Raw genomic sequence first — 12,284 nt, 5'->3', positions numbered from 1 at the left:
TCACAACAGCGTTGAGAGGTCATGCGAATGGCGGAACCCGCAGTCGAAACTCCGGTATTGTCACTGCGCCACATCGTGAAGCGATTTGGCGGCAACCTGGCGGTCAATAACGTCAGCCTGGATATTTTTCCCGGTAAGGTAGTTGCGCTGCTGGGGGAAAATGGCGCCGGTAAGTCCACGCTCATCAAGGTGCTGGCCGGCGTCTACTCGCGCGACGGCGGCGAAATCCTCTTTCGCGGCCAGCCGATCGACTCTGCCTCCGCGCTGCATAAAGGCAGCGACAGGCCCGTCGCCTTTATCCACCAGGACCTCGGTCTTGTCGAGTGGATGACGGTCGCGGAAAACATGGCGATGATAATGGGTTTCCCCCGCCGCTTCGGCCTGATTGACTGGCAGGCCACCCGCCGCCAGGCGCAAAAAGCGCTGGAAGATATCGGCATTTTCCTCGACCCGGACGACCGCGTTTTTGACCTGTCGCGCACCGAAAAATCCCTGCTTGCAATCGCCCGCGCGGTGGCGGTGGATGCCGCCGTACTGGTGCTCGATGAGCCCACCGCCTCGCTGCCCGCCGACGATGTGCGTCATCTGTTCCGCGTGATGAACATACTGCGCGAAAAGCAGGTCGGCATGATTTATATCACCCACCGGCTGGACGAAGTCATGGAAATGGCCGACGCCGTCTGCGCCATGCGCGACGGCAGTTACGCCGGGGGCGGGGACATCGCCAACTTCACCCTGCGCGGGCTGGTCGAACTTATCGTCGGCGAATCTCTGAATCACGGACAGCGTCATCCGCTGCCGGACGCCAGCGCCCCGGTACAGCTGGCGCTTGATAACGTCCGCGTCGGCGATACCGGCCCGGTGTCGTTTACGCTGCGGGCGGGAGAGATGGTCGCGCTGGCCGGGCTGCGCGGCGCGGGCCAGGAAGAGATCGGTCGCCTGCTGTTCGCCTGTCGGCACGCCTCCGGCGGCGATATCCGCCTGTGCGGAACCCCTTTTCAGGCGCGCACGCCGGGGGAGGCGATGTCGGCAGGCGTATCGTTTGTCGCCGGGGATCGCCTGCATGAAAGCCTGGTGCCCGGCATGACGGTGCGGGAAAACCTGTACCTCAACCCCTGCAAGCAGGGCCATTCCCCGTTTTCACGCTACGACGAAACCTGCGAAGCGCCCCGCAGCTGGGAGCAGGTTCGCCAGTTCGACGTGCGACCGGCGCAAATCAACATTGAGATCGGCGCGCTGTCCGGCGGCAACCAGCAAAAAGTGGTGATGGCGCGCTGGCTGTCGCTGAACGCCCCGCTGCTCATTCTCGAAGATCCGTCCGCAGGGGTGGACGTCGGCGCACGGGCGGAAATTTACGCCCTGCTGAACCAGGCGCTGGAGAACGGCACCGCCATCCTCGTGATATCCAACGATCTGGAAGAGGTCGCGCATATCTGCAACCGGGCGCTGGTCTTCAATCGCGGACGCATCGTCGGCGAGCTGCGCAATCAGGACGTCACCTTCGCCCGGCTGCTGGAGCTGGCGTCCGGCGACGGCACAACCCATTAAGTCGGAGTTTGCTATGGCTAAAACATCCATGAAGTCGACAGCGCTGGAATCGCGGGTTTCGCTGCAGGAACACGGTATCGCCGCCTGGCTTGGTCAATACGCTACCCGCTACGGCCTGCCGCTGATATGCGTGCTGCTGGTTATTGTATTCTCCCTGACGACCCCCTCTTTCGCCTCCATGCTGACGCTGCAGGCGATCCTCGACAGCAAATCGAAAATCGCCCTGCTGGCGCTGGCGGCCACCGTTCCAATGATTGTCGGCAAAATCGACCTCAACGTCGGTTTTGGCATCGTGCTGTGGCACATTCTGGCTATCACGCTGCAGGTGGAGTACGGCTTCTCCTGGCCCGTCGCGGTGCTCATCGTACTGGCGCTGTCGGCGCTGTACGGGCTGCTGAACGGCATCCTGGTCGCGCTGGCGGATATCGACAGCTTTGTCGCCACGCTGGGCTCGGGCACCGTGCTGTACGCCATCGCCCTGTGGCACTCCGGCGGTCGGCAAATCGTCGGCGATCTGCCCGACGCCTTTATCGCGCTGCACCACACCGAGGTCTTCGGTATTCCCGTCGTGGCGTTTTACGTGCTGGCCGCCGCCGTGGCGCTGTGGATTGTCACCGAGCACACCCCCATTGGCCGCTGCATGTACGCCGTCGGCGGCAACCCGGTCGCCGCCGCGCTGAACGGCATTGCCGTCAACCGCTACACCATCGGCGCGTTTATCGCCTCCAGTACGCTGACCGGCTTTACCGGGGTGATCATCGCCGCAGAGCAGGGCGTCGGCCAGGCAAGCGTCGGCATGGACTACCTGCTGCCCGCGCTGGTCGGCGCGTTTCTCGGCAGCACCACGATCCGTCCGGGGCGGGTTAACGTCTGGGGGACCGTGGTCGGGATCGCGGTGCTGGCTATCGGCATCGCCGGTATCCAGCAGTTTGGCGGCGCGTTCTGGGTGGAACCGCTGTTCAACGGCATCACCCTGCTGCTGTCGATCACCCTCGCGGGCTACGCTCAGCGCCGCCGCGCGCTGAATAAAAAAATGGTGCAACGGCCGCAGTCGCCGTCGCCCAACGCCTCTGTCACCCCCTAATGCAACCGCGCAAGGATATGAAAAATGTACAATAAAATGGTTTGTTCTTTCTTCGCCGCCGGACTGTTGCTGGCAAGCGGCTTGAGCCAGGCCGATGATACCTTTGTTCAGCAGGCGAAAACCGCCATTGAGAAAGCGACCGCGCCGGTAACGGTGTGGGATGGGCCAACCCAGGGACCCGCATTACAACCTAATAAGAAAATTATCTTTATTGCCTCCGACATGAAAAACGGCGGCGTGCTCGGCGTGAAGCAGGGGCTGGAAGAGGCGGCGAAAGCCGCAGGCTGGTCGCTGGACGTGCTGGACGGCGCGGGGTCGGTCAAGGATCAGCTGGCGGCGCTGAACCAGGCCATCGCCCGCAAGCCTGACGGCATCGTCATCGGCGGCTGGAACCCCAACGTGGCGAAAATCCCGCTGAAGAAGGCGGTCAAAGAGGGCATTGTGCTGACCGCCTGGCACGCCGTACCGCAGCCGGGGCCGGTCCCGGCGTACAACATCTTCTATAACGTCACTTCGGACTCCAACGACGTCTCCCGCATGGCGGCGCTGTACGCGGTGGCAAAATCCAACGGTACGGCCAAAGTGCTGATTTTTACCGATTCTCTCTACCAAATCGCGCTGGATAAGGCCAACGCGATGAAGAAGATTATTGAGCAGTGCAGCGGCTGCCAGGTGCTGGAGTTTATCGACACGCCGCTGGCGGACACCGCAAACCGCATGCCGGGTATGACCTACAGCCTGCTGCAAAAATATGGCGATAAGTTCGAATACTCGCTGGCGATAAACGATCTGTACTTCGACTTTATGGCGCCGTCGCTGCAAACCGCGGGCAAAGGCAGCGGCGATAAACCGCCGTATAACATCTCCGCGGGCGACGGCTCCGTCACCGCCTACCAGCGCGTGCGCGACGGTAAGGGACAGGTCGCCACGGTGCCGGAACCGCTGCGCCTGCACGGCTGGCAGCTGCTGGACGAATTTAACCGCGCCTTCTCGGGCAAACAGCCTTCCGGTTATGTCACCCCGGCGCATCTGGTCACCAAAGAGAACATCGCCGCCGACGGCGGCCAGAACAATGAGTTCGACCCGGGCAACGGCTACCGCGACCACTACAAAGCCATCTGGGGCGTGAAGTAATGTTCGCCGTCGACCGCGTTGAACGCCTGTGTTCACCGGCTATCTGGGCGGAAGGTCCGGTCTGGGTGCCCGCGCAACAGTGCGTCATTTTCAGCGACGTCAAAGGCAACCGGATGTTCCGCTGGGATGACCGAGAAGGCGTCAGCCTGTTTCGCGCCGAATCTCATTATGCCAACGGCAACGCGTTGGACAGCGAAGGGCGGCTTATCACCTGCGAGCACGGACGGCGAGGGATCAGCCGTACCGCAACCGACGGTACGCACCGGATGCTGGTCAGCCGCATCGATGGGCGGCGCTTCAACTCCCCTAACGATGTCGCCGTGCGCGCCGACGGCAGTATCTGGTTTACCGACCCGCCCTACGGCATCACCGGCGATGAAGAGGGCTACAGGGCGGAAAGCCAGGTCGTCGGCTGTTGGGTCTACCGTTATGACGAACGCTGCGATCGCGTGGCCATCGCCATCAGCGATACCCAGCGCCCGAACGGGCTGGCCTTTTCGCCGGACGACCAATGGCTGTACGTGGCGGACATGTCGGTGATTGATTTTCCGACCCAGGGGCGACGGGAGCTGCGCGCCTACCGTCTGAACGGCGAGGAGGCCGCGTTTTCACACGTCATCGCCCAGGTGGAGCCAGGCATTCCCGACGGGTTTTGCGTCGATAGCGCAGGCCATATTTACTGCAGCTGCGATGACGGCGTGATCGTCTTCTCGCCGCAGGGGGAGCGGCTGGAACATATCCCGGTGCCGGAGCGCGTGTCGAACTGCACGTTCGGCGGCCCGGACGGCAATACGCTGTTTATTACCGCGACAACCTCGCTCTACCGCGTCGCTATCCAGCGCTGAATTCTGACTGATTATCACGCACCGGCGGTTCGCTGTCGGCGCGTTTTGACAACCTAATAATGTTTAGTGGAATGCGATTTCACTATGCGAAACAAAGACAGAAGGGAGAATCAGTATGTTATTAAGCTTTACAGAACTGAAAGCCGAATTTGAGCGCGTACTGCTTAAGCGCCGCGTGGCGGCGGAAACAGCGGAAGCCTGCGCGGATATGTTCGCGCGCACGACAGAGTCCGGCGTCTATTCCCACGGCGTCAACCGCTTCCCGCGCTTTATTCAGCAGCTCGACAACGGCGATATCATTCCCGACGCGCAGCCAACGCGCATCACCAGCCTTGGCGCCATTGAGCAGTGGGACGCCCAGCGCGCCATCGGCAACCTGACGGCGAAAGCGATGATGGACCGGGCCATTTCGCTGGCGGCGGATCATGGCATCGGCCTGGTGGCGCTGCGTAACGCCAACCACTGGATGCGCGGCGGCAGCTACGGCTGGCAGGCGGCGGAACAGGGATATATCGGTATTTGCTGGACCAACTCGATAGCCGTAATGCCGCCGTGGGGTGCCAAAGAGTGCCGCATCGGCACCAACCCGCTCATTGTCGCGATCCCGGGTAATCCCATCACCATGGTGGATATGTCAATGTCGATGTTCTCCTACGGCATGCTGGAAGTGAACCGCCTCGCCGGGCGCCAGCTGCCGGTTGACGGCGGCTTCGACGATGACGGCAACCTTACCCGCGAACCTGGCGTTATCGAGAAAAACCGCCGCATTCTGCCGATGGGCTACTGGAAGGGGTCCGGGCTCTCCATCGTGCTGGATATGATAGCCACTCTGCTGTCGGATGGCGCCTCTGTGGCGGAGGTCACCCAGGATAACCGCGATGAGTACGGCGTTTCGCAGATTTTCATCGCCATTGAGGTCGATCGCCTGATCGATGGCGCCACGCGTGACGCCAAGCTGCAGCGCATTATGGACTTCATCACCAGCGCCGAACGCGCGGATGAAAACGTCGCCATTCGCCTGCCAGGGCACGAGTTCACCCGCATGCAGGCGGAAAACCGCCGCAACGGCATCACGGTAGACGACCGTGTGTGGGCGAAGATCCAGGCGCTGTGAGGGCAATATTATGATATTTGGCCATATTTCTCAGCCGAACCCCTGCCGGTTTCCGGCGGCGATTGAAAAAGCGCTGGCGTTTTTACGCAGCACCGATTTTCGCGCCCTTGAGCCGGGCGTTGTCGACATCGAGGGCCGCGATATCTACGCGCAAATCCTCGATCTCACCACCCAACCGCGCCATATGCTCAAGCCGGAGGTGCACCGCCGGTATATTGATATCCAGTTTATGGCCTGGGGCGAAGAGGAGATCGGTATCGCTATTGATACCGGCAACAACGCGGTGAGCGAATCGCTGCTGGAAACGCGCGACATTATTTATTACCAGGACAGTGAGAACGAATCATTCTTTGAAATGGTGCCGGGAAGCTATGCGATATTTTTCCCGCAGGATGTCCATCGCCCTGGGTGTAATAAAACCCGGGAAACGCCAATCCGTAAAATTGTCGTTAAGGTGGCGCTTTCCGCACTGAATTAATTCGTTAACGCAGGAGCAAAAAAATGAGGACAGGAAACGCCGGTTATATTATCGGTGCGTATCCCTGCGCGCCGTCGTTTCATCAAAGAAGCGAAACGGAAGAGGCCGCCTTCTGGCGACAATTGGCCGACACGCCGCATATCCGCGGGCTGGAGCAGCCGTGCCTTGAGCATTTGCATCCGTTCGGCGACGAGTGGCTGTTCAGGCACACGCCCGGCGACTGGCAGATGGTGGTGACGGCGATTATGGAAACCATGCGCCGGCGCGCCGACAGCGGCGGCTTCGGGCTCGCCTCCAGCGATGAAGCCCAGCGCCGCGCCTGCGTGGCCTGGTATCGCCATCTGCACCGGAAAATCGCGGCGGTGAACGCCCGTTTTCCCGGCAAAGTCATCGCCCTTGAGCTACAGGCGGCGCCGCTGGCGGGCAACGCCAGTATCGCTCAGGCCACCGACGCCTTCGCCCGTTCGATAAGCGAGATAGCCGGCTGGGACTGGGACTGCGCGCTGGTGCTGGAGCACTGCGACGCCATGAACCAGCCCGTGCCGCGCAAGGGATTCTTGCCGCTGGCGAATGCGCTTGAGGTCATTGCCGGATACGACATCAGCGTCTGCATCAACTGGGCGCGATCGGCCATTGAGGGACGCAATCCGGCGCTGCCCGCACAGCAGGTGGCGGCGGTACGCCGTGCGGAAAAACTCGGCGCGGTGATGTTCTCCGGCACCACCGCGTCCGGCGCCTACGGCGACTGGCAGGATCTGCACGCTCCCTTTGCGCCCGGCTGTCCGGAAAGCCTGCTCACTGCAGAACGCGCCCGCGAGGTATTTGCCGCGGCAGGCTCCGCCACGCTGCAGTTTTCCGGTATTAAATTACTGGAAATCGATCCGCAGGCGGATATTGACCATCGCGTCGGGATATTACGTGATGGCATTCAGGCGATGAATATCGCCACGCAATAACAATAAAAACATTTTACCTCTAACCGAGAATCTGATTATGAAAAGCTCTGCATCTCTTTCATCTGCGGATATTCCGCGCCAGCGCTGGTTAAGAATAATTCCGCCCATTCTGATCGCCTGCATTATCTCGTATATGGACCGCGTCAATATTGCGTTTGCCATGCCAGGCGGAATGGATCAGGAATTAGGTATTTCCGCCACGATGGCCGGGCTGGCTGGCGGTATTTTCTTTATCGGCTACCTGTTTTTGCAGGTACCCGGAGGCAAAATCGCCGTACACGGCAGCGGCAAGAAGTTTATCGGCTGGTCGCTGGTCGCCTGGGCGGTGATCTCCGTGCTCACCGGCCTTGTCACTAACCAGTATCAGCTGCTGGCGCTGCGCTTTCTGCTCGGCGTGGCGGAGGGCGGGATGCTGCCCGTGGTGCTGACGATGATCAGCAACTGGTTCCCGGACGCCGAGCGCGGCCGTGCGAACGCGATTGTGATTATGTTTGTCCCCATCGCCGGGATCATTACCGCGCCGCTCTCAGGCTGGATAATCACCGCGCTCGACTGGCGCTGGCTGTTTATCATCGAAGGCCTGCTGTCGGTAGTGGTGCTGGCGCTCTGGGCGCTGACGGTTTACGACCGTCCGCAGGAGGCGCGCTGGATAAGCGAGGCGGAAAAAAACTATCTGGTGACCACCCTTGCCGCAGAGCAGCAGGCCATTGCCGGAAAAGAGGTCAAAAACGCGTCGCTGAGCGCCGTGCTTTCCGACAAAACGATGTGGCAGCTGATTGCGCTCAACTTCTTCTACCAGACCGGTATCTATGGCTACACCCTGTGGCTGCCGACCATTCTCAAGGAGCTGACCCACACCAGCATCGGTCAGGTGGGCGTACTCGCCATTCTGCCTTACGTTGGCGCCATTGCCGGGATGTTCCTGTTCTCGTCGCTCTCCGACCGCACCGGTAAGCGCAAGCTGTTCGTCTCCCTGCCGCTGATCGGCTTCGCGCTGTGTATGTTCCTGTCGGTTGCCCTGAAGGCCCATATCTGGATGGCCTATGCCGCCCTCGTCGGCTGCGGTTTCTTTCTGCAGTCCGCCGCCGGCGTGTTCTGGACCATCCCGGCGCGGTTGTTCAGCGCCGAAATGGCCGGCGGCGCGCGCGGCGTTATCAATGCGCTGGGCAACCTTGGCGGCTTTTGCGGCCCGTACGCCGTCGGCGTGCTAATCACGCTCTACAGCAAGGATGCCGGGGTTTACTGCCTGGCTATCTCGCTGGCGCTGGCATCGGTACTCGCCCTGCTGCTGCCCGGCAAATGCGATGCGACCGGCAGCGCGGCGACATCCGCCGCGCCGCGCAAACGCGCCGCCTGACCACCACGAGGCCAAACGATGAGTGAACATGAGACCTTCTGGCTGGGTATCGATTGTGGCGGTACTTATCTGAAAGCCGGTTTGTACGATAGCCAGGGGCGCGAGCACGGCATCGCGCGTCAGGCGCTGCAGACCCTGAGCCCGGCGCCGGGTTATGCCGAGCGCGATATGCACGTGCTCTGGCAGACCTGCGTCGGCACCATCGCCAGCCTGCTGCGCCAGCAGAAGGTGAGCGGCGCGCAGGTAAAAGGCGTCGGCATCTCCGCGCAGGGCAAGGGGCTGTTTTTGCTCGATAAGCAGGACCAGCCGCTGGGTAACGCCATACTGTCGTCCGACCGACGGGCAATGGCGCTGGTCCACCGCTGGCAGCAGGACGGTATCCCGCAGAAGCTGTATCCCCACACCCGCCAGACGCTGTGGACCGGCCATCCGGTGTCGCTGCTGCGCTGGGTTAAAGAAAACGAGCCCCAGCGCTATGCGCAGACGGGCTGCGTGATGATGGCCCACGACTGGCTGCGCTTTCAGCTTACCGGGGTGAAAGGCTGCGAAGAGAGCAATATCTCCGAGTCAAACCTCTACAACATGGCGCAGGGGGGATATGACCCTCGGCTCACCGCCTGGCTTGGCATCAGCGAGATTGACGACGCGCTGCCGCCGGTGGTGGGCTCTGCCGACATCTGCGGGGAAATCACGCCTCAGGCAGCCGCGCTTACCGGTCTCGCGGCGGGAACTCCCGTCGTCGGCGGGCTGTTTGACGTGGTTTCCACCGCTCTTTGCGCCGGGCTGCGGGATGAACAACGTCTGAACGCGGTGATGGGAACCTGGGCGGTCACCAGCGGCATCTCTGACGGTATACGCCACGGCGAGCCGCATCCGTACGTGTATGGCCGCTACGTCAATGACGGCCAGTACATCGTGCATGAGGCCAGCCCGACCTCTTCCGGCAATCTCGAATGGCTGACGGCCCAGTGGGGCGATATCTCATTCGCAGAGATAAACCGCCTCGTCGCCTCACTGCCGAAAGCGGGCAGCGACCTGCTGTTTCTTCCCTTCCTGTACGGCAGTAACGCCGGGCTGGAAATGACCAGCGGTTTTTACGGCATGCAGGCTATTCACACCCGCGCCCACCTGCTGCAGGCGGTGTATGAGGGGGTGGTGTTCTGCCATATGACGCACCTCAACCGCATGCGGGAAAGGTTCAGCAACGCGCAGGCGCTGCGCGTCACCGGCGGGCCGACGCGCTCCGGGGTCTGGATGCAGATGCTGGCCGACGTCAGCGGCCTGCCGGTCGAACTGCCGCAGGTGGAAGAGACCGGCTGCTTTGGCGCCGCGCTGGCGGCGCTCACCGGCACCGGCGTTTATCGCGACTTCCGCGAGGCGCAGCGCGCTATCCGCCACGATATCCAGACGCGTTGGCCCGACCCCAACGTCCATGCCGCCTATCAGCGTAAATACCAGCGCTATCAGCTATTGATTTCCGCACTACAGGGCTACCACGCCCAAATAAAGGAGCACCACCTATGAGCCGACCGTTACTGCAACTGGCCCTCGATCACACCTCGCTTGAGGCCGCCCAGCGCGATGTGGCGCGGTTGCAAGACCATGTCGATATCGTCGAAGCAGGCACTATTTTGTGCCTGACGGAGGGACTGAACGCCCTGCGGGCGCTGCGCCAGCAGTGCCCTGGTAAAACCCTCGTCGCCGACTGGAAGGTTGCCGATGCCGGAGAAACCCTGGCGCAGCAGGCGTTTGCCGCGGGCGCCAACTGGATGACTATCATCTGCGCGGCGCCGCTGGCGACCGTGGAGAAAGGCCATCAGGTGGCGCGGGAATACGGCGGCGAAATCCAGATGGAGCTGTTCGGCAACTGGACGCTGAATGACGCCCGCGACTGGCATCGCATCGGCATTCGTCAGGCCATTTATCACCGCGGCCGCGATGCCCAGGCGAGCGGCCAGCAGTGGGGCGAGGCCGACCTCGCGCGGATGAAGGCACTGTCGGATATCGGCCTCGCGCTGTCCATTACCGGCGGTATTACCCCCGCCGACCTGCCGCTGTTTAAAGACATCAACGTCAAAGCCTTTATTGCCGGCCGGGCGCTGGCGGGCGCGGCGCAACCCGAGCAGGTCGCGGCCGATTTCCATGATCAAATTCGCACACTGTGGGGGGACCGATCATGAGGCGTCATCCGTTAGGTATCTACGAAAAAGCGCTGCCGAAAGATCTCAGCTGGCCGGAGCGGCTGGTGCTGGCGAAAAGCTGCGGTTTCGATTTTGTCGAGATGTCGGTCGATGAAACCGACGAGCGCTTATCCCGGCTCGTCTGGAGCACCGGCCAGCGCGCATCGCTGGTGACGGCGATGCTGGAAACCGGCGTGGCAATCCCGTCGATGTGCCTGTCCGCCCACCGCCGCTTTCCGTTTGGCAGCCGCGATGAGGCCGTGCGCGAACGGGCGCGGGAAATCATGACCCAGGCCATCAGGCTGGCCCGCGATTTAGGCATCCGCACCATTCAGCTTGCCGGTTACGACGTCTATTACGAGGAGCATGACGAGAGCACCCGGCAGCGCTTCGCAGAGGGGTTGCGCTGGGCCGTCGAACAGGCCGCCGCCGCCCAGGTGATGCTCGCCGTGGAGATCATGGATACGGCTTTTATGAACTCCATTACCAAATGGAAACAGTGGGATGAAATGCTCGCTTCGCCGTGGTTCAGCGTGTATCCCGATGTCGGCAACCTCAGCGCCTGGGGCAACGACGTCAGCGCTGAGCTCGCCCTCGGCATCGACCGCATTGCCGCCATCCACCTGAAAGATACTTACCCCGTTACGCCGGACAGCCCCGGGCAGTTTCGCGACGTGCCTTTCGGCGACGGCTGCGTCGATTTCCCCGCCGTCTTCAGCACGCTGCAAACGCTGAACTACCGCGGCGCGTTTTTAATCGAAATGTGGACTGAAAAAGCCAAAGAGCCGGTGCTGGAAATCATTCAGGCCCGCCGCTGGATTGAAGCCCGCATGCAGGAAGGAGGCATGGTATGTTAGAACAACTCAAAGCCGACGTGCTGGCGGCAAACCTGGCCCTGCCGGCGCATCAGCTGGTGACCTTCACCTGGGGCAACGTCAGCGCCATCGATCGCGAAAGCCATCTCGTGGTGATTAAGCCTTCCGGCGTAGACTATGAGGTAATGACCGCCGACGATATGGTGGTCGTCGACCTTGCCAGCGGTAAGGTTGTGGAGGGTGACAAAAAGCCCTCTTCCGATACGCCCACGCACCTGGCGCTGTATCGCCGTTTTGCCGGAATCGGCGGCATTGTACACACGCACTCCCGCCACGCGACTATCTGGTCGCAGGCCGGACGCGATCTCCCCGCCTGGGGCACCACGCATGCTGATTATTTCTACGGCGCTATTCCCTGCACGCGGCGGATGACCTCTGCGGAAATTCACGGCGAGTATGAGCGGGAAACCGGCGAGGTCATTATCGAAACCTTTGCGCAGCGCGATATCGACCCGCTGCAAATCCCGGCCGTGCTGGTGCATTCCCACGGGCCTTTCGCCTGGGGCGCGAATGCCGCCGACGCCGTTCACAATGCCGTGGTGCTGGAAGAGTGCGCCTATATGGGGCTGTTTTCCCACCAGCTGACGCCGCAGCTGCCGGATATGCAGGCAGACCTGCTGGATAAACACTATCTGCGCAAACACGGCAAGCACGCCTATTACGGACAGTAAGCGCCAGAACGGCCCGGGGGTCTGTCTCCCGGGCCGCGTTTG

12 protein-coding genes are annotated in these 12,284 nt (G+C 61.7%); all 12 read left to right on the top strand.

Annotated features, from left to right (window positions below):
- The first annotated feature begins 27 nt into the window (after window positions 1-27).
- The 12 genes from ENTCL_RS00840 (at window position 28) to araD (ending at window position 12,242) form a co-directional block, all read left to right on the top strand.
- Complete coding sequence (locus ENTCL_RS00840) at window positions 28-1,548, top strand: sugar ABC transporter ATP-binding protein (RefSeq protein WP_013364224.1); 1,521 nt, start codon at window positions 28-30, stop codon at window positions 1,546-1,548.
- Window positions 1,549-1,561: 13 nt separating this feature from the next.
- On the top strand, window positions 1,562-2,632 hold the full coding sequence (locus tag ENTCL_RS00835; RefSeq protein ID WP_013364223.1) for an ABC transporter permease: 1,071 nt from the start codon (window positions 1,562-1,564) through the stop codon (window positions 2,630-2,632).
- Between the two features lie 24 nt (window positions 2,633-2,656).
- The gene (locus ENTCL_RS00830) at window positions 2,657-3,766 is read left to right on the top strand and encodes an ABC transporter substrate-binding protein (RefSeq protein WP_013364222.1); all 1,110 of its coding nucleotides are present in this window, start codon (window positions 2,657-2,659) and stop codon (window positions 3,764-3,766) included.
- Entirely contained in the window at window positions 3,766-4,611 is an 846-nt protein-coding gene (locus tag ENTCL_RS00825) for an SMP-30/gluconolactonase/LRE family protein (RefSeq protein WP_013364221.1), read from the top strand. Before ENTCL_RS00830 ends, ENTCL_RS00825 begins: the two co-directional genes overlap by 1 nt.
- A gap of 115 nt (window positions 4,612-4,726) precedes the next feature.
- The gene (yiaK, locus tag ENTCL_RS00820) at window positions 4,727-5,725 is read left to right on the top strand and encodes a 3-dehydro-L-gulonate 2-dehydrogenase (RefSeq protein ID WP_013364220.1); all 999 of its coding nucleotides are present in this window, start codon (window positions 4,727-4,729) and stop codon (window positions 5,723-5,725) included.
- 10 nt (window positions 5,726-5,735) lie between these two features.
- On the top strand, window positions 5,736-6,203 hold the full coding sequence (locus ENTCL_RS00815; protein WP_013364219.1) for a YhcH/YjgK/YiaL family protein: 468 nt from the start codon (window positions 5,736-5,738) through the stop codon (window positions 6,201-6,203).
- Between the two features lie 47 nt (window positions 6,204-6,250).
- Window positions 6,251-7,159, top strand: coding sequence for a DUF4862 family protein (locus ENTCL_RS00810; protein ID WP_420805097.1), 909 nt, complete (start codon window positions 6,251-6,253; stop codon window positions 7,157-7,159).
- A gap of 37 nt (window positions 7,160-7,196) precedes the next feature.
- Complete coding sequence (locus tag ENTCL_RS00805) at window positions 7,197-8,516, top strand: MFS transporter (RefSeq protein WP_013364217.1); 1,320 nt, start codon at window positions 7,197-7,199, stop codon at window positions 8,514-8,516.
- A gap of 18 nt (window positions 8,517-8,534) precedes the next feature.
- The gene (locus ENTCL_RS00800) at window positions 8,535-10,040 is read left to right on the top strand and encodes an FGGY-family carbohydrate kinase (protein WP_013364216.1); all 1,506 of its coding nucleotides are present in this window, start codon (window positions 8,535-8,537) and stop codon (window positions 10,038-10,040) included.
- Window positions 10,037-10,696 carry a 3-keto-L-gulonate-6-phosphate decarboxylase UlaD gene (gene ulaD, locus ENTCL_RS00795; protein ID WP_013364215.1) on the top strand — a complete coding sequence of 220 codons (660 nt, stop codon included), beginning with the start codon at window positions 10,037-10,039 and terminating at the stop codon, window positions 10,694-10,696. The genes ENTCL_RS00800 and ulaD overlap by 4 nt, the downstream gene beginning before the upstream one ends.
- Entirely contained in the window at window positions 10,693-11,553 is an 861-nt protein-coding gene (locus tag ENTCL_RS00790) for an L-ribulose-5-phosphate 3-epimerase (protein WP_013364214.1), read from the top strand. Before ulaD ends, ENTCL_RS00790 begins: the two co-directional genes overlap by 4 nt.
- Window positions 11,547-12,242: an L-ribulose-5-phosphate 4-epimerase gene (araD, locus tag ENTCL_RS00785; protein ID WP_013364213.1), complete on the top strand. Its 696-nt coding sequence runs from the start codon at window positions 11,547-11,549 to the stop codon at window positions 12,240-12,242. The genes ENTCL_RS00790 and araD overlap by 7 nt, the downstream gene beginning before the upstream one ends.
- Window positions 12,243-12,284 lie beyond the last annotated feature (42 nt).

It is taken from the genome of [Enterobacter] lignolyticus SCF1 (assembly GCF_000164865.1).
Classification (GTDB): Bacteria; Pseudomonadota; Gammaproteobacteria; order Enterobacterales; family Enterobacteriaceae; genus Enterobacter_B; species Enterobacter_B lignolyticus.
This window is presented reverse-complemented; position numbering and strand designations above follow the sequence as displayed.